Raw genomic sequence first — 19,187 nt, forward strand, 5'->3', positions numbered from 1 at the left:
GTTCTTCAATTGCCCGTTGTCTTGCGTGTGTTGAGAGCCCACATATTGAACCTATTCCGCACCTTTGATGCGGGTTGCTGCGATAGCTGCAAGGTGCGCGTGAGTGAACAGCAAGGCACAGACAACGGGACTTCCGGCTGTTTTCAGCCGCTGGTTTCAGGATAAGGGATGGCAACCACGCCCCCATCAGCTTGAATTGATGGCACGGGCGCGCAGTGGCGAAAACATGCTGCTGATTGCTCCCACCGGCGCCGGCAAAACACTTGGCGGCTTTCTGGCATCACTCACCGATCTCGCAGAGCGTCCCAAGTCGCGCAAACTGCCCGGCGAAGCCTTCCGTGGGGTCCACACACTCTACATCTCGCCACTCAAGGCACTTGCGGTCGATATTGAACGCAACCTGATGAAGCCGGTCTCCGACATGGATCTGCCCATCACTGTTGAAACCCGCACTGGCGATACGCCGCAGGGCAAAAGACAGCGACAGAAGCTGAACCCGCCCGACATTCTGCTGACGACGCCAGAACAGGTGGCCCTGCTGCTTGCCAACCGGGAGGTTGAACGTTTCTTCAAGGACCTGAAATTTGTCGTCCTCGATGAATTGCATTCGCTCGTCACATCAAAGCGTGGCCATTTGTTGTCGCTCGGGCTGGCGCGGCTACGCAAACATGCGCCTGCCATGCGCACGATCGGCCTGTCGGCAACAGTCGCCGAGCCGATGGACCTGCGCCAATGGCTGGCGCCACAACATGATGAGATCGGCCCCGCCGGGGTGATTACGGTTTCCGGTGGAGCCAAACCTGATATCTCGATCCTGCATGCGCAGGAGAGAATTCCCTGGTCCGGCCATTCGGCCCGTTACGCCATGCCGGAACTCTATGAGATCCTCAAGCAGCACCAGACAACGCTGATTTTCGTCAATACCCGCTCACAGGCAGAGCTGATTTTCCAGGAACTGTGGGGCATCAATGACGACAATCTGCCGATTGCCCTGCACCACGGGTCGCTGGATGCTGGCCAGCGCCGCAAGGTGGAAGCGGCGATGGCAGAGAACCGTCTGCGCGCCGTCGTCGCCACCTCAACGCTCGATCTGGGTATTGACTGGGGCGATGTCGACCTCGTCGTTCATATTGGTGCACCGAAGGGTGCCAGTCGGCTTGCGCAGCGTATTGGACGTTCCAACCACCGTATGGATGAGCCCAGCAAGGCAATTCTCGTCCCCGCCAATCGTTTTGAGGTGATGGAGTGTCAGGCGGCCCTTGATGCCAATTACATTGGTGCGCAGGACACGCCCCCGGTGAGCGCCGGAACGCTGGATGTGCTGGCGCAGCATATTTTAGGCATGGCCTGTGCTGCGCCCTTTGATGCGGATGTGCTGTTTGACGAGGTCACCAGCGCATACCCTTACGCGCCACTTGCCCGTCACAACTTTGATCGCGTTCTCGATTTTGTTGCCACTGGCGGTTATGCACTACGAACCTATGAGCGTTACGCCCGCATTCGCAAAACCAAAGAGGGCCTCTGGCGGGTTTCCAATCCGCAGGTCGCACAGCAATATCGTTTGAACCTTGGCACGATTATCGAGGCCGCCGAACTGAATGTGCGGATGGTCAGGCGCAATGCACGCGGCACGCTGGGTCGCGGCGGCATGTCACTTGGCAAGGTTGAGGAGTATTTTCTCGAACAGCTTGTACAAGGCGATACGTTTTTGTTTTCCGGCAAGGTGTTGCGTTTTGAAGGTATAAGGGAAAACGAATGTCTTGCCTCGCAAGCCTTTTCGATGGACCCAAAAATCCCGTCCTATGCTGGCGGCAAGTTTCCATTGTCAACCTACCTCGCCGATCAGGTTCGCTCGATGCTAGCAGACCCAACCCGCTGGTCACACCTGCCAGATCAGGTGCGCGAGTGGCTGGAAATACAAAAAGAGAAATCTCTCATTCCCGCGCGCAACGAGTTGCTAGTCGAGACATTCGAACATCGCAAACGGTTCTATCTGATCTGTTATCCATTTGAAGGACGGCTGGCCCACCAGACCCTTGGCATGTTGCTGACACGGCGGCTTGAGCGTGCCGGTGCCAAACCGCTCGGGTTTGTCGCCACGGACTATTCGCTCGCGGTGTGGGGCATGGAGGACATGGGCCGCATGTTGGCCAGCAGGCGTCTTTCCCTTGCCGAACTTTTTGATGAAGACATGCTGGGCGATGACCTGGAAGCGTGGCTTGACGAATCCTTTATGTTGAAGCGCACATTCCGCAATTGTGCCGTGATTTCGGGTTTGATCGAGAGGCGGCATCCGGGCAAGGAAAAGACCGGACGGCAGGTCACCGTCTCTGCCGATCTGATCTATGACGTGCTGCGCAGCCATGAGCCTGACCACATTCTGATGGAAGCAACGCGGCTGGACGCGGCCTCGGGACTTTTGGATATCGGTAGGCTTGGGGATATGCTGAAACGAATCAAAAGCCACATCACCCACCGGGCGCTGGAGCAGGTTTCACCGCTTGCCGTGCCGGTGATGCTGGAAATCGGCCGCGAGCCTGTGGCTGGCGAGGCCAATGATACCGTGTTGGAAGAAGCTGCAGAAGACTTGATCCGCGAAGCCATGAAGGAATAATCCGCGCCGATGAACCGAATTACAAGCTACCGCGATATTGCTGCAGACACGCCAAGCCAGACCGCTGAAATCGGTATTCATGGCGTGGCAGCACTGTGCGATCCGCTTGGTGGGCTTTTCGTTCCCGAGGATCGCATCCTGGTGGTATCCGATCTTCATCTGGAAAAAGGCGCAGCCTTTGCGCGCCGCGGGCAGCTTCACCCGCCCTATGATACGCTCGCAACACTACGACTGTTACAAATCCTGATTGAGCGTTATGCACCGAAAACCGTGATCAGCCTTGGCGACAATTTCCATGACCGGAAAGGGTCATCGCTGCTGCCACCGCTGTTTCGCCAGTCCATTCAGGAGATGGCCAAGGGTCGTGACTGGCTGTGGGTCAATGGCAACCATGACCCGGATGGGGCGGTTGGCCTGCCGGGTTCATCCATCGATGAGTTGCATTATGCCGGGCTGGTGTTCAGACACGAGCCCAAAAATGGTCAGGTTCATGGCGAAGTTGCCGGGCACCTGCACCCGGCAGCTGTGGTAAGGCGACGGGAAAAGTCGGTGCGCCGCGCCTGTTTCGCCACAGACGGGGCGCGCCTGATCATGCCAGCCTTTGGTGTGACCACCGGCGGGCTGGACCTTCGCCATGCAGCCATGCACGGTCTTTTCGACAAGACCCGCCTTGTCGCCCACATGCTGGGCCGCGACCGCATCTATTCGGTGCGGTTTGGCAATCTGATCGGCTGACCTGCGATTACTGACGGTAGACCAGAACCGGAATGTTCGAGTTGCTGAGAACCTTCGAGGTGACACTGCCCAACACCACGGCGCTCATGCCCTTGCGGCCATGCGAGGCCATGGCAATCAGATCGCAGCCATTCTGGTTTGCTGCCTCGATGATGGCCTCATAAGCCTTGTTGGCGCGGGCAAACAGGGCATCACACTCAAGGCCGAGCGTTTTTGCCCTTGCCTGCGTGTCCTTCAACACCTGCTCGGCCTCATCGCAAATATGCGTTTCTTCCCGTTCGGTAATGATGGCAATGTTTTCCGCATCCGCCGCGACGATGTGAAACGGTTCGGCGACCGTGATGACGGTGACTTTCGCGCCAGCATCCTTTGCCAGGGCAAAACCGCTATCGACCGCGATCTGGGCCAAAGGCGATCCGTCAGTTGGAATGAGAATGTGCTTGAACATGGCATGTCCCCTTTGCGGCAACGCTCGACATACAGCGCTATCATCAAAGGATCTCTGCCTTGCGCGCTGATGGAAACATCATGCACCCCAACAGGACAAACTGGATTGATCCGTATCAAGCTATTCGTAACTGCCTGCGGATGAAAACCATCATTCCTTGCGGAAGAGGATACTGGCGCTCCAGCCGGTAATCACGGCAATCAGCACACACAACATGCCGTAAGCGAGCGGCGTATCATGCGCCGCATCCGTAATGGCCTGTTCGATACCTGTTTTGACAACGCGCAGACGCAGCTCGCGCTGGGCAATAAAATCGCCGCTTTTGAACAGGTAGGCACGCGCCGTGTGAACGCCATTCGGCACGTTGGCGGGCAGACGCAGGGTTGCCCAGAACAGGCCGGTTCGTTCAAGGCGAACGCCGGCTTCATCATTGCGGTAAATCCCGTCAGCGAGCTTCAGCCGCCGGTAGGCTTGACGAAACTCACCGATATTGTCCGGCTCTCCGGCATAACCGGCTGTTACGAGAGACAGGTGGTTCACACCAAGACCGATCTCGTTCAGCACTTCGGCGCTGGCAATCGAATTGACATCGCGGGTACTGGCGAGCGCATAAGACTCCGGCAGCGGCTCGAAACTGATCGAGCTGGTGTTGACCCAAATGCCGAATACACGCTCCTTCTTTCGCACTGTTGCCAGATCAAGCGGCCCTGCCAGCGTCACGATCACATCGTACTGGCCAATGGCGAGCAGCAACTGGTCGGCATTGTTGAGCGCGCCGAACAATGTGAAGTCTGCACCGCGAAAATCCGAGGTAATGGCAATTTCCGTGGTCGATGCGCCAATCTCAATGGTTTCACGCACAGTCTGCGGTTGACCATAGGGCGTCGTCGTCAAGGCCGGCGTTTGCGGCGGTGTTTGCGCCAAGGCAGAACCGCCCAAAACCAGGCTGGCAACCAGAGCCCTGATCAGGTTGGTGATCAATAGCCCACCCCTCCCACTGCAACCGAGAAAAGGTCTTCCGGCCGAACGACAAGAGCAACAGCCAGACGAACACCGACGGCCAAGACTAGAAGTGCCAGCAGGGCGCGCAACTGTTCACCGCGCAGTTTCTGGCCAACACGCACGCCATATTGCGCGCCGACCACACCTGCTATCATCAGGATGAAGGCCAGCACGATATCGACCGAATAGTTGGTCGCCGCTTGCACGATCGTGGTGTAGGCGGTCACAAAAATGATCTGGAATAGCGATGTTCCTACAACCACGTTGGTTGGGATACGCAAAAGATAGATCATGGCCGGAACCATGATGAAACCGCCGCCAACACCCATGACAGAGGTCAGGATACCAATGAAGAAACCGAGGGCGATCAGCGGAATTACGCTGAGATAGATCTTGGATTTCTTGAACCGCATCTTGAACGGCAGGCGGTGTACCCAGTTGTGATGCCCCGGCCTTTTCAGCGTTACCTGTTCATTGCGGGCTGCGCGACGCAAAGCCGAGATACTTTCCATCAACATCAGGCCACCAATGGTGCCGAGAAAGATAACGTATAGCAGCGAAATGATCAGGTCGAGCTGGCCTGCGCGCCGCAGGAGCGAAAACAGCCAGACACCGACAGTGGCCCCTGCAATACCTCCGATCAGCAGCATGGTTCCCAGTTTCACATCGAGCGTACCGCGCCGGAAATGCGATATGGAACCGGAGATCGACGATGCGACCACCTGGTTTGCACCTGTGGCAACCGCCACGACGGGGGGAATATTGTAGAAAATCAACAGCGGCGTGATCAGAAAGCCGCCACCAACACCGAACATACCGGATAGAAAACCGACGGCTGCGCCCATGCCAAGAATGATGAAAATATTCACCGACAGTTCCGCAATCGGCAGATAAACAGTCACGGTCGGACCTCAAGCAGGGTACGGTTCAAGGCAGAAAGGCAAAGACGTGTTGTGGACGCGTGCTTTGCCTGTTCGTCGCATTCCATCAGTCATACGGATACGGCTTGGCCGCACATCCTGAACTGTCATGCCTGCCGGTGGCAGGCAAGTCAATTCATCTACCGGAATTGCGTTGATAAATTGGAAATTTGGGCGCTGGAACGTTTACGATTAGGTGTTACGCTCCAGCAGTGCCTTGACCAGCGTATCGGAAATGACGCCGTCCGGCTGCTGTCCTACGGACTGCTGGAATGCCTTGATGGCCGCAACCGTCTTTTTGCCCATCTGGCCATCGGCGGTGCCGGCATCAAAACCGTTCTTGTTCAGAATGGCCTGAATGTTGCGGATCGCCTTGGTCATGTCGACGGTCGCGGTTGTCACGCCTTCCTTGCCTGCCCATTCATCCGGCAGATTGACCGAATTGGTGTCCTCATTCAGCGGCGTCGGCTTCCAGGCGGCAACCTTGGCACGGGCGCTTTCAAGTTGGGCCGGCTGCATGGCCTTGGCAACTTCATCACGCTTCTGGGCAGCGTCGGCGTCGCCACCATTGGCGGCGATGGCAAACCACTTGTAGGATTCCTCGATATTCTGGCTTACGCCGCTACCGCGGGCGTAAAGAATGGCAAGGTTGAACTGGCTGTCATGGACACCGAGTTCGGATGCCTTCTGGAACCAGCTTGCAGCCTTGACGTAATCCGGCTGTCCAACGGCATCCGAGGCCAGAAGAACGGCGAGATTGTGCATGGCACCAGCATTGCCCTGATCGGCAGCCTTGGCATAATAATCCGTCGCCTCAGTCAGATCGCGTGAAACACCCGTTCCCTTTTCCAACATGTTGGCAAGACGGTACTGCGCAGGTGCAAAACCACGATCTGCCGCAAGTCTGTACCATTTTGCAGCTTCACCGGCATTTTCTGCAACGCCACGTCCTTCCGTGTACCGTGCACCAACCTCAAACAGGGCAGCGGCATTGCCCGAAGCGGCAGCTTCGACCAGCGATGCGGGCTGAATTTCAGAAGGAATGGCGATCTGATCTGCAACAACTGCATCAGCAGGCGCGCCTTGCGTCTGGGCAGGTGCTTGCGTGTTTTCTGCTTCAGGCAGCGGCGCACCGCCAATGACCCTTTCGTCGATGGCGTTCGGCTGCTGATTGGCGGTCATGGCCGCATCCTGCTCAACCGCCTTGTCGTTTTCCAACAGCAGGTCGGACGGGATCGTCACCTGATCCTGGGCAACGTCAGGCGTAGCGGATGGTGTGATGGCGGAATTTTCGCCCGGCGTCTGCACCGGAGCCTGCTCGATGACCTGTGGTGCAGGATCACCCTCGATCGCCGACTTCACCAACGGCAGCGCCATCATGACCAGCAGGATTGCGCCGATTCCCATCAGGATCGGGCGACGGTAACGCGCGAATGCAGAGGTTTTACCCTCTTGGCCAATAACGTCTTTTTTCGCGGCAGCACTTGCCTTCTCAGGCATTGTTTCCTGCGCAGCAGCCTGTGCGGCACGGCGGGCAGCGGCAATAAAGTCTGCCTTGCTGACCTCTGGACCCATACCCTTGCCGGTATCACGCTGTGCATTCTGGCTGGCGCGCACGCGCTCCAGGATCTTCTTGACGTCTGGAACGCCAGAACCTGGCTCCAGCAGTTCATTTTCCTGTCCAGCTGGCAACACATCAATCGGATCCAGTGATGGCGCCGGATTGATCTGGGTGCGCGGCTGCGGTTCAGCTGCCACTGTGCGCGATGCTTCGGACTTGAAACGGCTTGTCAGACTTGCAAGCAGGCTGCGCTTTTCCTTGACTGGCGCAGCAGGCATTTCAGCGACAGCAACTTCGGCGGCCGGGCGTGCTTCTGGAATGATCAGTGCTTCCGCTGCCGTTTCCAGTTGCTGGGCTGCCTCTTCCGAAAGCTGGCGATCAAGTGCTGCGGTATTGAACATCGGCTTTGCCGGTGCAGCCTCTTCATCACCTGCATAGGCAAAAAGGCTGCCGGATGCTGGTTCTTTTACCTGTTCACGTGCAGGGCGGCTTTCCACCGGTGCATCCTGCCAGGATTGCTGAACGGCTGCGAAATTTGCCTCTGAGAAGGAGCGATTGTCGAAGTTGTCGAGACGACCGGCAATCTGCACCAAAGTTTCGTGCAGGGCTTCAAACGTACGGTGCGTACGCTCTTCCGAAGACCGACTCAGATTTTCCAGATTACGGAGGTCGCTGGCCAGATCGTTCAACATTGTCATGTCGGTCTGCTGGACGTTGCCGGACAGGCCCTTGCGGGCATAGGCATCCACCACCGCTTCTGCCGCCTGACGCGCTGCCTCGATGATATATTCATCGTTGGAGGCCATGTAGTCTTCGATAGCCGCCATGCGGGCATCAAGTTCCGCTGGCATGACAAATGGCTCCGGCTGTGGAGCCGGCTGGCTTATCAGCGAAGACAGGTTGGCGATCTGGTCTTCCAGATTCTGAAGCACGTTGTAGTCGGCCGGGGAAGAAGATGAGGTTTCATCCAGACGGGCGGCAATATCCACCAGCCGTTCTTCGAGCCGCAGGAATGCACCGTCATCATAGGCTGCCACGGGCTGCTGCTGTGCCTGACGATAATCGAGATCTTCAATGCGACGTGCGAGATCATCGAGGCGAGACGCCAAGGCATCGTTGAAGGTGCCGTGATCCAGCGCTTCGATCTTGCGCGAGATGTCGGTGAGGAAGCCCGTGAGTTCCGGCTGTGCAACCGGTTTTTGCGCACGTTCCATCATCAATGACAGCTGGTCCAGCCGTTCATCAAGATGGACGGCATCACGCTCGTTTGCCAGTTCCTCGATCCGGCGGGTCAAGGCCTCCATGCGGCCAGCCAGTTCATCGGCCGGATTGCTGCGGGCAGATACCGAGCTCAACTCGTCAATTTGCGCGGCAAGCCCGTTCAGGCGACCTTCCAGACGCTGGAACAGTGCGGGGTCGACGGCAGGCTGTGCCGTGCGCGAGCTTGTCGCGGCAATGGCACGGCTGATTTCATCCAGACGCTGGTCGAGATTGGAAAACTGCTCGGTGATCGCGCCGCCTGCAGGCTGCATATGCATGCCAAGCTGCTCCACTGCCTCGGCAATGGTAATCAGCTTTTCCTCAAGAATGCGCACCGCCGGGCTGTCGCTCATCGCGCCAAGATGACCCTTGATGTCATCCAGCCGGTAGGCCAGTGACACGATTTCTTCCTGCAGCGCAGATGTATCGAACTTGCTGAGGTTTTCCTCAACGCCCTGCCAATGGTCTTCCATGCGGTTGACCGAATCCTGCCGGGCAAGCTGGTCCATCAGGCCGCGCAGGTCGTCAAACTCCTCGCGCAGGTCATAGGCATGCGGAGATGCACTGCTGCCAAGCTGATCGATGCTGGCGGCAAGGCGCTCAATATCGGAGCGGATATCGCCGACAAACTGGTTGTCTTCAGCGATGGATTTGATGTTGCGGATTTCCGAGCGCAGGCCCTGCACTTCGCGAGCAATGCCTTCGGACAGATCCTGCTTGAGTTCCTGACGTAAGCTGACAAGAGCCTGTGCGATGTCGCGCATGGCAGTGTCATTGCTCTGTGGTGCCGGTGCCTGCATCGAAGCAGCCTGCTGGGCAGGAGCCTGAACTGCAGGTGCATAGGATGCTGCCTGAGGCTGCGATTGGCGCGGCTCATAAGGCTGGTAGGCGCGTCTTGAAGCCTCTGCCGACGGCGCTGCGGTGCGCGTCAAAGGTGGGCGCTGTGCTGGCACGAAAGGTGCCCGCTCCGGCTGGCGCGCCTCTGTAGGCTCTTCAGGCGGCTGCAATCTGGAGGCCGCATTCAAGGCACGCTGGCGCTGACGAATTTCATTGATGGGATCGAACCGTTCCGGCCGCGCGGCAAGCGGCGGCTGGACGTGACGCTCAACACGCTCTGGACGCTCAGCAGGATCCTGCCTGCGCTGAGGCTGTGGCTCCTGAGAAGGCTGGCCCATAAGGCCCTCAATGCGAGCTTCCAGACCTTCGATGGTCCGGCTCAAGGCATCAAGGGACGATCTGCCATTATCGCTATACCGACTAGGTCTCGATCCGTTCATGTTCCTGCTCACTTCGTGATGGTTGGCATTGGTCCGCCCAGTGTCTATCCGCATTGTCATCAGGAAGATGAGTCACCCCAACCTGACTCGTTGTGATGCACGTTTGAGATGAAACGAGCAGACAACGCCAACAGACACCATGTTTCCAACAATTTACGAAACGTGGTAAAGAAGTGGTTAACCGACGTCGGTATTTTTTAACTTTTGCTACAATTCCCTTAAAATTTGCGGATTAAACTCCTCCAGATGCCTTCGGTGCACCTCCGCTGCCGATTAATTTACCGCTTTTCTACATTTTGACGTTTACGCAAACGTCAAAATTTGCAACTATGATCCCATCTGAGCTTGAACGATGCGGAGGAACATCGGTAATGCCTGTTTATAAGGCCCCTGTTAAAGATACGCTTTTCATTCTTAATGATGTGCTCGGTCTGGAGCGCTACAATAATCTTCCCGGTTTTGAGGACGCCACGCCTGACATGATCGAGGCGATCACCGGTGAGGCTGCCAAACTGGCAGAAGAACAACTTTTCCCGCTCAATCTTTCCGGTGATAACCAAGGTTGCAAACGCGCCGATGACGGTTCGGTTTCCGTGCCTGATGGTTTCAAGCAGGCCTATGATGCCTATTGCCAGGGTGGCTGGATTGGTCTTGCCGTTCCGCAGGAATTTGGCGGTCAGGGCCTGCCCTACACGATGCATGCCGCCATCGGCGAATATATGTCGTCGGCCAACCTGTCACTGATGATGTATCCCGGCCTGACGCAGGGTGCGATCGCCGCTATCCTCGTTCACGGTTCGGATGAACAGAAAAAGGCCTATCTGCCAAAAATGGTCGAAGGCACATGGTCCGGCACCATGAACCTGACGGAGCCGCATTGCGGTACCGACCTTGGCCTGCTGCGCACCAAGGCCGTGCCGCAGAAAGATGGTTCCTACAAGATTTCCGGCCAGAAGATTTTCATCTCGGCTGGCGAGCATTCCATGACGGACAATATCGTCCATCTGGTTCTTGCCCGCATTGAAGGCGCACCGGAAGGCACCAAGGGTATCTCACTGTTCATCGTGCCGAAATTCCTGATCAATGACAGTGGTGAGCCGGGCGAGCGCAACGGGGTTGTCTGTGGTGCCATCGAACACAAGATGGGCATTCACGGCAATTCCACCTGCGTGATGAATTACGATGATGCGACCGGTTATCTGCTGGGCGCAGAAAACAAGGGCCTTTCGGCCATGTTCGTGATGATGAATGAAGCCCGCCTCGGTGTTGGCCTGCAGGGCCTGTCGATTGGCGAAATCGCCTATCAGAACGCCGTGGAATATGCCCGTGAGCGTATTCAGGGCCGCTCATTATCCGGCGCCAAGGCTCCAGACAAGAAGGCCGACCCGATTATTGTTCATCCCGATGTGCGCCGCACGTTGATGACGATCAAGGCCTATAATGAAGCCGGTCGCGCCTTCCTTTTGTGGACAGCGCTGCAATCGGATATCGCCCATCGCTCGTCGGATGAAAAGGAACGCCAGACGGCTGACGACCTGCTCGGCCTCGTCACTCCGATCCTCAAGGGTGTGCTGACTGACAAGGGCTTTGACCATGCGGTCATGGCACAGCAGGTTTTTGGCGGTCACGGCTACATCGAAGAACATGGCATGAGCCAGTATGTGCGTGATGCGCGCATCACCATGATCTATGAAGGTGCCAATGGCATTCAGGCGCTGGATCTGGTCGGTCGCAAACTGGGACTGAATGGCGGCCGTGCCGTGATGGCACTATTCAAGGAAATCGGCGATTTCTGCGAGGAAAATCGTGCCGATGAGGCGCTGGTGACCTATACCAAGGGTCTCAAGAAGGGCTTGAACGATCTGCAGGCCGCAACCATGTGGTTCATGCAGAATGCCATGGCAAAACCTGACAATGCCGGTGCCGGTTCGACCGATTACATGCACCTCTTCGGGCTTGTCGTTCTGGGTTACATGCATGCCCGCATGGCGAAGGCGGCGCAAAGCGCCCTGTCGTCCGGTTCGGCGTCGGATGAGGATTATCTCAAGACGAAACTCGTTACGGCAAAGTTCTTCATGGAGCGTATCATGCCGGAAACGGTGCTGCGCAAGGCCCGTATCGAAACGGGTGCCGACACGATGATGGAACTGGCAGCCGAGGCATTTTGAGGGGTGTAAAACCCCTCTCCTGCCCCTCCAAGATTTCGAAGACGCCTCGTTGCGTCACAGGGAGATAGAAATGACCGAGGTTTACATTTACGACCATGTCCGCACACCGCGCGGACGCGGCAAGAAGGACGGCAGCCTGCATGAAGTGCCGTCTGTTCGCCTTGCTGCCAAGACGCTGGAAGCGATCCGTGATCGCAACGGACTTGATACATCCACCGTCGATGACATCATCATGGGCTGCGTCGATCCTGTCATGGATGCCGGCGCGGTTATCCCGAAGGCTGCAGCCTTTGAAGCCGGTTATTCCACCAAGGCACCGGGCATGCAGATTTCGCGCTTTTGCGCGTCTGGTCTCGACGCCGTCAATTTTGCCGCTGGCAAGGTGGCGGCCGGTTCTGACGACATCGTCATTGCCGGTGGCGTGGAAAGCATGTCGCGCGTTGGCATGGGCATGTCGGGCGGTGCCTGGTACATGGACCCGTCGGTCAACTTCCCGGCATTCTTCATGCCGCAGGGCGTATCGGCTGACCTGATTGCCACCAAATACGGCTTTACCCGCGACGACGTGGATGCCTATGCGGTGGAAAGCCAGAAGCGTGCCGCCCATGCCTGGCAAAATGGCTACTTCAAGAACTCGGTCGTTCCGGTGAAGGACCAGAACGGCATCACCATTCTCGACCGCGACGAACACATACGCCCCGGCACCGACATGCAGGCACTTGCCTCGCTCAACGCATCCTTCCAGATGCCGGGCGAAATGGGTGGTTTTGAAGCCGTCGGCATCATGGCCCACCCGGAAGTCGAGCGTATCAATTACGTGCATCACGCCGGCAATTCTTCCGGCATCGTGGATGGCGCCGCCGCCATTCTGGTCGGCTCCAAGGCCGGTGGCCAGTCCATGGGTCTGAAACCGCGCGCACGTATCAAGGCCTTTGCCAATATCGGCTCTGATCCGGCGCTGATGCTGACGGGCCCGGTCGATGTGACCGAAAAGCTTCTCAAGAAGACCGGCATGTCACTGTCCGATATTGACCTGTTTGAACTGAACGAAGCCTTTGCTGCCGTTGTGCTGCGTTATTGCCAGGCCTTCGACATCAGCCACGACAAAATGAACGTCAACGGCGGTGCCATTGCCATGGGTCATCCGCTTGGTGCAACGGGCGCCATGATCCTCGGCACCGTTCTGGACGAGTTGGAGCGCCGTGACCTCAACACTGCCCTGGTCACACTGTGCATCGGTGCCGGCATGGGCACGGCAACGGTCATTGAGCGCGTTTGATTTCGGGAGGAAACCGATGAGCTATACCAATTTCAAAATCGAAACAGACGCCGACGGCATTGCCCTTGTGACATGGGATATGCCCGACAAGTCCATGAACGTCTTTACGGCCGAAGTCCTGCAGGAACTTGATGCGATTGTTGACGCGACGGTTGCCGACGCAGCCGTCAAAGGCGTGGTCTTCACGTCAGGCAAAAGCACATTTTCCGGTGGTGCAGACCTGTCGATGATCAAGTCGATGTTTTCCTTCTACCATGAGGAAAAGGAAAAGAACCCGGACGAGGCCGCACAGAAGCTGTTCGATCTCGTTGGCAAGATGAACTGGCTGTACCGCAAGGTGGAAACCAACGGCAAACCATGGGTATCTGCCATCAACGGCACCTGCATGGGTGGCGCGCTGGAGCTGTCGCTGGCGTGTCATGGCCGCGTGGCTTCCAATGCCAAAAGCGTCAAGCTGGCACTGCCTGAGGTCAAGGTTGGCATTTTCCCCGGCGCAGGCGGTACACAGCGCGTACCACGCCTGACCGATGCCCAGTCGGCACTGCAAATGATGACGACAGGCCAATCGCTGACCGCGCAACGTGCCAAGGCTATGAACCTTGTGCATCAGGTCGTTGAACCGGACCAGCTCATTCCAGCAGCCAAGCAGATGATCAAGGATGGTTTGAAGCCGGTTGCCCCTTGGGATGAAAAAGGCTTCAAGGCGCCCGGCGGCGGCATCTGGACACCGGCAGCCGCTCAGCTCTGGCCAGCAGCACCGGCTATTCTGCGTCGTGAAAGTGCTGGCAACTACCCGGCAGCCCTTGCCATTCTCAAATGCGTGTATGAAGGCCTGCAATTGCCCTTCGATACCGCATTGAAGGTCGAGCAGCGTTATTTCACGGAAATCCTTCGCTCGAAGGAAGCCTTCGCTATGATCCGCTCGCTGTTCATCTCCATGCAGGAACTGGGCAAGGGTGCACGCCGTCCAAAAGATCAACCCAAAAGCAACCTGAAACATGTTGGCGTGGTCGGTGCCGGTTTCATGGGCGCATCGATTGCTTACGTGACCGCCGTTGCCGGTCTCGACGTTACGCTGATTGACCGTGATGACGAAGCCGCTGCCAAGGGCAAGGCGACCTGTGAAGGACTGGTCAAGGACAGTGTCGGCAAAGGCCGCATGACACAGGATGAAGGTGCTGCCATTCTGGCTCGCATCACGCCAAGCGCCGATTATGCGGCACTCAAGACCGCAAATCTGGTCATTGAGGCAGTATTCGAAGATCGTGATGTCAAGAAAGCCGTCATCGAGCAGGTGGAAGCCGTGTTGCCTGAAGGCGCAATCTTTGCCTCCAACACCTCGACCCTGCCGATCACCGGTCTTGCAAAGAACGCAAAACGCCCGGTGGATTTCATCGGCATTCACTTCTTCTCACCGGTTGAAAAGATGATGCTGACAGAGGTCATTCTGGGCAAGGAAACGGGCGACAAGGCTCTGGCCGTTGCGCTGGATTACGTGGCAAAAATCAAGAAGACACCGATTGTCGTCAACGACACCCGTGGTTTCTTCGTCAATCGCTGCGTGCTGCGTTACATGGCTGAGAGCTATGAAATGCTGATTGAAGGTGTGCCTGCCGCGATGATCGAAAATGCCGCGAAGTTCGCTGGCATGCCGGTTGGCCCGCTGGCCTTGAATGATGAGGTCGCCATCGACCTTTCCTACAAGATCCTCAAGGCAACCGTTGCCGATCTGGGTGAAAAGGCTGTCGATCCCCGTCATATGGAGCTGGTGAAAAAGCTGGTAGAAGACGAAGGCCGCTTTGGTCGCAAGAACACCAAGGGCTTTTACGACTACCCGCCAAAACCAGCGAAAAAGTCACTTTGGCCAGGGCTGAAAGGTCTTTACCCGCAGAAGAAACCTGGGGATGTCGACATGGACGTGCTGAAACAGCGCTTCCTCGTTACCATTGCTTTGGAAGCGGCCAGAACCATGGAAGAAGGTATCGTCACCGACCCACGTGAAGCCGATGTCGGTTCCATTCTTGGCTTTGGTTTTGCGCCTTATACAGGTGGTGCGCTGTCTTACATCGACGGCATGGGCGTCAAGAACTTCGTGCAACTGGCTGAACAGCTTAGCCAGACCTATGGCCCGCGCTTCAAGCCGACGCCGTTGCTGAAGGATATGGCGGCCAAGGGTGAGACCTTCTACGGCAGGTTCGACCCGTACACAGACCAGAAGGCTGCGGCCTAAAAGATCAAGCGCCGCGCACTCCAAGTGCGCGGCGCTTTCTATGAGATGTAAGATAAAATTTACCTTAAATTTTACTCAATTGAACCTTGGCTGAACTTTTACAGGCTGCGCACGTTTGCCCACCGTAGAAAAGGGCGGCAATCATGATTTTCAGCATCGAAAAACTCGAAAAAGAGCGTCAAGACCTCATCGAAGTGATTACCGGTCTGGAAAACTGGAAACGGTTCGCCATTGACGACCGCTCGATCATTGCTCTGCACATTACCTCACATATGATGCGGCTGAGCGCCCTTGATGAGGAAATAGAAGACGCCAGAAACCAATCCAGTCCTTACGCTCTCAAAGCATAAATGCTTGCCCATCAATAGGGCGACTGACATTCCAATCGCTGGCCTGAACTGGCCTGATAGGTATTATCAACCGGGTGGTACGACATATATCGCTGTGCGCACCACTTCACATGCTGAACTTCTTCCGGCGACAGAAGAAAGTTACCCTTGTCGGCATTGGCAGCCGCATCGCCTGCAAAGGCTGCAAGCGGATAATGACGTTGCTGGCCTTCGGCTCCTGTCGCCTGATTTTGTTCAACAGGCTTGATGACACTCAGGGCATGAGCGGGCAGACTGAAGGTTGAGAGTAGGCCAACGCTCAAGGCAAATACTGGAACGAATTTTACCACTGTAAACATGGGAATTTCCCTCTCTTCGTGTGAAAAACAAACGAGAGCCGGGCTGATTTGGTTCCAGAACGCCTTGATGACATGGTAATATCGCCGACACGACTTCGTGAAATGGCCCGTCATGCCACCCTTACTTCGCGCGCCAGTTCTCTTACTTTGTTTTTCAGGAACAATGCTTCCCCTGTGACGTTCCCCTATCAGAAGCGCGCCGTGTCAAACGGACCTGACGGCGCCGAAGAACATCAGGATTTTTCCGTTTTCTCCTGATGGCCAACGAAACGGCAGACGAGCTTCTTACCCGTCCGGCGCGCTTCAACTGCGACACGTTTCCATCCTGCGGATTGAGGATAAGCCCATGGAACAGACACACGTGGAAAAGACAAAAACACGCAAGCTGGCCGAAGACTATCTGAGGCTCGGCGGCACGCGTCAGGTGATGATCGACGATAACAAGACCTTCATTCGCCAATATGAAGAAGAGCCTCAAGAGGCCGCCACCTTCTGGCAAACCAACATCGAAACGCTGGATCAGGCGACCCGTGAAGATGTCGAATTTTTCCTGCCGTCGATCAACACCGATGGCAATAGCGAGGAAACAGAAAGGACAAAGACATGACCGAGATCAACAAGGCAAATATCGTCATTCTGGCGACCGACGGCTATGAGCGCTCCGAACTGCGCGTTCCTTACGAGGAATTGAAGCACCGCGGCGCAAATGTCAAAATTGCCTCGATCAAATCAGGAAAGATCAAAAGCTGGGACAAGGCCGATTGGGGCGATGCAGTCGAAGTCGACCTCGCCGCAGAAGATGTGTTCACCCGCGATTTTGATGCGCTTGTTCTTCCCGGTGGCCAGATCAATCCTGACAAATTGCGTGCCGATGCCAATGCCATGCGGGTCGTGCGAGACTTCACCGAATCCGGCAAGGTCGTGGCTGCCATCTGCCATGCACCCTGGCTGCTGGTTGAAGCCGATGCCGTGAAGGGCCGCAAGGTTACATCCTATGGCTCGATCAAAACAGACATGAAAAATGCCGGCGGTATCTGGATGGACGAGAAGGTGGTGGTCGATCAGGGCATCATCACATCCCGCTCGCCTGACGATCTCGATGCCTTCGTGGGCAAGATCGTCGAGGAAATCGAAGAAGGGCGACACAAGCGACGTGCAGCGTAACCGCACAAGCAACGGCCCGGCCGCCAGTCTTTCTGGCGGCCTTTCTTTTTTATGAAAGGGAGAAAACCTCATGCAGAGCAAATTGCTGTCTGATGATCGTGAGCGGGTATTCATGCTGGTGATCGAACCCGGTGAAGAAGCCTTTGCTCTTATCAAGGACTTTGCCATCAGGCATGACATCAATGCCGCATCGGTGACGGCCATAGGCGCGTTTGAAAAAGCAACGCTTGCCTTTTTCGATCTTGCTTCACAGAGTTATGACGATATTCCGATTGATGACCAAAGCGAGGTGTTGAGCCTGATCGGAGACATTACGCTTGATGAAAATGGCAGACCAAACCCGCATCTGCATGCGGTTCTCGGTCTTGCCGACGGTCACACACGCGGTGGTCATTTCGTCAAAGGATATGTCCGTCCGACGCTGGAAGTGATTGTGCGCGAAACACCTGCCGAGCTTAAACGCACCTTTCGCCCGGAATTCGGTATCGCCCTGATCGATACCTCTGCCTGAAGCGGAACAAGGCAACCGGCCGCACGTTATCGCCTGCAGGAAGGTGGAGGCGATCCATGGGTGTAGCGGCATCCCGGCAGACCGGGGGCGGAGAGACCACACATTTCATCACGGGCCTTGCCCGTGGTCTGGCGGGAGCTCTTCTGTTTGCTCTGCCGATGTTGATGACCATGGAAATGTGGTTTCTCGGTCTTTACGTCAATCGCAGCCGTCTACTGCTGTTATGCATTCTCAATTTACCGTTGCTGATCGTGCTTGCCCGGCGGATCGGGTTTGAGAAAACCTCATCCTGGCATGAAGCGGTGCGTGACGCGATCATCGCCTATGGCCTTGGCATTGCCGTAAGCGCCGGCATTCTGTCTGTTCTCGGTATTCTCAACGATCAGCTGACAACAAGCACCGCCATTGCCAAAATCGCTCTGCAATCAGTACCTGCCAGCATTGGCGCATTGTTGGGACGCAGCCAGCTTGGCGCCCATTCCGAAGAAAAGGATGAAGAGGAAGGCGAACATCAAGGAGAGACCGGATATCTCCACGAGCTGTTCATGATGATGGTCGGCGCGCTTTTTCTCAATCTCAATGTCGCGCCAACCGACGAGATGACCCTGATCGCCTACAAGATCACCCCGTTCCATACGGCCTGTATCGTTCTGATCTCCATCGCTCTGATGCACGGCTTTGTTTATGCCTTGCACTTCAAGGGATCGCACGGACTGTCTAAAGGCAATGGCTGGTGGCAATCCTTCATCCGCTTCACCATGCCGGGTTACATCATAGCGCTGGCAGTCAGTGTCTATGCACTGTGGACCTTCGAGCGCCTTGACCACACCTCCCTGTCTCAAATCCTGACGGCGGTTGTCATCCTCGGATTTCCCGCATCGATTGGTGCCGCCGCCGCGCGGCTTATTCTGTGAGCAGCCATGACAAAATCGGTCGGCAACAAACACATAGAAACGGCAGATCCGCACTGGATCGAATGGCTGGTGGGTGGTTTCTGCACCCTGCTGGTGATTGCCCTGTTTTTATGGATCGGCTGGGATATCTACCGCTACCGGGATGAGGACGCACGATTTGAAATCTCACGTGTGGTGGTTCGACCAGATGGCCAAGCCTACCGTGTCACCTTCGACATCCACAACACGTCCCTTTCGACGGCTGCACAGGTGCATGTCCGCGGTGATCTCGCTTTGGCCGGCAACGAGGAGAGCTCCGACGTCACCTTCGATTACGTGGCGTCCGAATCCCGTGAAACCGGCACCCTTTTCTTCAAAAACGATCCGGCGACCGGCCCCCTCAATCTCGATGTCGTTGGATATACCGAGCCATGATC

At 56.4% G+C, this 19,187-nt stretch carries 16 protein-coding genes; 11 read left to right on the top strand and 5 right to left on the bottom strand.

All coding sequences use genetic code 11. The annotated features are described in order from the left end of the window. Nucleotides 1-103 precede the first annotated feature (103 nt). Both RT613_RS04600 and pdeM read left to right on the top strand, forming a co-directional pair. A complete protein-coding gene (locus tag RT613_RS04600; RefSeq protein WP_313613354.1) occupies nt 104-2,614 on the top strand; it encodes a ligase-associated DNA damage response DEXH box helicase in 2,511 nt (836 codons plus the stop codon). A gap of 9 nt (nt 2,615-2,623) precedes the next feature. Next, on the top strand, nt 2,624-3,349 hold the full coding sequence (pdeM, locus tag RT613_RS04605) for a ligase-associated DNA damage response endonuclease PdeM (protein ID WP_313613355.1): 726 nt from the start codon (nt 2,624-2,626) through the stop codon (nt 3,347-3,349). Between the two features lie 7 nt (nt 3,350-3,356). On the opposite strand, the gene RT613_RS04610 is transcribed toward pdeM, so the two are convergent. From RT613_RS04610 to RT613_RS04625, 4 genes are all read right to left on the bottom strand, one after another. Then, on the bottom strand, nt 3,357-3,797 hold the full coding sequence (locus tag RT613_RS04610) for a universal stress protein (protein WP_313613356.1): 441 nt from the start codon (nt 3,795-3,797) through the stop codon (nt 3,357-3,359). A gap of 150 nt (nt 3,798-3,947) precedes the next feature. Continuing rightward, nucleotides 3,948-4,775 (bottom strand): TIGR02186 family protein, encoded by an 828-nt coding sequence (locus tag RT613_RS04615; protein ID WP_313613570.1) that lies wholly within the window; start codon nt 4,773-4,775, stop codon nt 3,948-3,950. After that, the gene (locus RT613_RS04620) at nt 4,775-5,701 is read right to left on the bottom strand and encodes a sulfite exporter TauE/SafE family protein (protein WP_313613357.1); all 927 of its coding nucleotides are present in this window, start codon (nt 5,699-5,701) and stop codon (nt 4,775-4,777) included. The genes RT613_RS04615 and RT613_RS04620 overlap by 1 nt, the downstream gene beginning before the upstream one ends. A gap of 210 nt (nt 5,702-5,911) precedes the next feature. Then, nucleotides 5,912-9,817: a peptidoglycan-binding protein gene (locus RT613_RS04625; RefSeq protein WP_313613358.1), complete on the bottom strand. Its 3,906-nt coding sequence runs from the start codon at nt 9,815-9,817 to the stop codon at nt 5,912-5,914. Nucleotides 9,818-10,188: 371 nt separating this feature from the next. On the opposite strand from RT613_RS04625, the gene RT613_RS04630 reads away from it, so the two are divergent. The 4 genes from RT613_RS04630 (at nt 10,189) to RT613_RS04645 (ending at nt 15,844) form a co-directional block, all read left to right on the top strand. Beyond that, on the top strand, nt 10,189-11,985 hold the full coding sequence (locus RT613_RS04630; RefSeq protein WP_313613359.1) for an acyl-CoA dehydrogenase C-terminal domain-containing protein: 1,797 nt from the start codon (nt 10,189-10,191) through the stop codon (nt 11,983-11,985). A gap of 70 nt (nt 11,986-12,055) precedes the next feature. Further along, nucleotides 12,056-13,264: an acetyl-CoA C-acetyltransferase gene (locus RT613_RS04635; protein ID WP_313613360.1), complete on the top strand. Its 1,209-nt coding sequence runs from the start codon at nt 12,056-12,058 to the stop codon at nt 13,262-13,264. Between the two features lie 16 nt (nt 13,265-13,280). Further along, nucleotides 13,281-15,494, top strand: coding sequence for an FAD-dependent oxidoreductase (locus tag RT613_RS04640; protein WP_313613361.1), 2,214 nt, complete (start codon nt 13,281-13,283; stop codon nt 15,492-15,494). A 143-nt stretch (nt 15,495-15,637) separates the two neighbouring features. Continuing rightward, complete coding sequence (locus tag RT613_RS04645) at nt 15,638-15,844, top strand: hypothetical protein (protein WP_313613363.1); 207 nt, start codon at nt 15,638-15,640, stop codon at nt 15,842-15,844. Between the two features lie 11 nt (nt 15,845-15,855). Here RT613_RS04645 and RT613_RS04650 read toward each other — a convergent pair whose 3' ends face one another. Beyond that, nucleotides 15,856-16,182, bottom strand: coding sequence for a BA14K family protein (locus RT613_RS04650; RefSeq protein ID WP_313613364.1), 327 nt, complete (start codon nt 16,180-16,182; stop codon nt 15,856-15,858). Between the two features lie 361 nt (nt 16,183-16,543). Between RT613_RS04650 and RT613_RS04655 the strand changes: the two genes are divergently transcribed. The 5 genes from RT613_RS04655 (at nt 16,544) to RT613_RS04675 (ending at nt 19,185) form a co-directional block, all read left to right on the top strand. After that, nucleotides 16,544-16,789 (top strand): hypothetical protein, encoded by a 246-nt coding sequence (locus tag RT613_RS04655; protein ID WP_313613571.1) that lies wholly within the window; start codon nt 16,544-16,546, stop codon nt 16,787-16,789. Further along, entirely contained in the window at nt 16,786-17,346 is a 561-nt protein-coding gene (locus tag RT613_RS04660; protein WP_313613366.1) for a type 1 glutamine amidotransferase domain-containing protein, read from the top strand. The genes RT613_RS04655 and RT613_RS04660 overlap by 4 nt, the downstream gene beginning before the upstream one ends. Nucleotides 17,347-17,416: 70 nt before the next feature. Then, nucleotides 17,417-17,857 (top strand): DNA-binding protein, encoded by a 441-nt coding sequence (locus RT613_RS04665; protein ID WP_313613368.1) that lies wholly within the window; start codon nt 17,417-17,419, stop codon nt 17,855-17,857. A gap of 56 nt (nt 17,858-17,913) precedes the next feature. Then, nucleotides 17,914-18,771, top strand: coding sequence for a TIGR02587 family membrane protein (locus tag RT613_RS04670; RefSeq protein WP_313613369.1), 858 nt, complete (start codon nt 17,914-17,916; stop codon nt 18,769-18,771). 6 nt (nt 18,772-18,777) lie between these two features. Beyond that, on the top strand, nt 18,778-19,185 hold the full coding sequence (locus tag RT613_RS04675; protein ID WP_313613370.1) for a TIGR02588 family protein: 408 nt from the start codon (nt 18,778-18,780) through the stop codon (nt 19,183-19,185). Nucleotides 19,186-19,187: the final 2 nt, after the last annotated feature.

Source organism: Agrobacterium sp. (assembly GCF_032092815.1).
Taxonomy (GTDB): Bacteria; Pseudomonadota; Alphaproteobacteria; order Rhizobiales; family Rhizobiaceae; genus Agrobacterium.

Coding starts and splice junctions, on each gene's coding strand:
- RT613_RS04625 (WP_313613358.1), bottom strand. CDS start 9,817: ATGAACGGATCGAGACCTAGTCGGTATAGCGATAATGGCAGATCGTCC.
- RT613_RS04610 (WP_313613356.1), bottom strand. CDS start 3,797: ATGTTCAAGCACATTCTCATTCCAACTGACGGATCGCCTTTGGCCCAG.
- RT613_RS04650 (WP_313613364.1), bottom strand. CDS start 16,182: ATGTTTACAGTGGTAAAATTCGTTCCAGTATTTGCCTTGAGCGTTGGC.
- RT613_RS04645 (WP_313613363.1), top strand. CDS start 15,638: ATGATTTTCAGCATCGAAAAACTCGAAAAAGAGCGTCAAGACCTCATC.
- RT613_RS04660 (WP_313613366.1), top strand. CDS start 16,786: ATGACCGAGATCAACAAGGCAAATATCGTCATTCTGGCGACCGACGGC.
- RT613_RS04670 (WP_313613369.1), top strand. CDS start 17,914: ATGGGTGTAGCGGCATCCCGGCAGACCGGGGGCGGAGAGACCACACAT.
- pdeM (WP_313613355.1), top strand. CDS start 2,624: ATGAACCGAATTACAAGCTACCGCGATATTGCTGCAGACACGCCAAGC.
- RT613_RS04635 (WP_313613360.1), top strand. CDS start 12,056: ATGACCGAGGTTTACATTTACGACCATGTCCGCACACCGCGCGGACGC.
- RT613_RS04630 (WP_313613359.1), top strand. CDS start 10,189: ATGCCTGTTTATAAGGCCCCTGTTAAAGATACGCTTTTCATTCTTAAT.
- RT613_RS04665 (WP_313613368.1), top strand. CDS start 17,417: ATGCAGAGCAAATTGCTGTCTGATGATCGTGAGCGGGTATTCATGCTG.
- RT613_RS04640 (WP_313613361.1), top strand. CDS start 13,281: ATGAGCTATACCAATTTCAAAATCGAAACAGACGCCGACGGCATTGCC.
- RT613_RS04675 (WP_313613370.1), top strand. CDS start 18,778: ATGACAAAATCGGTCGGCAACAAACACATAGAAACGGCAGATCCGCAC.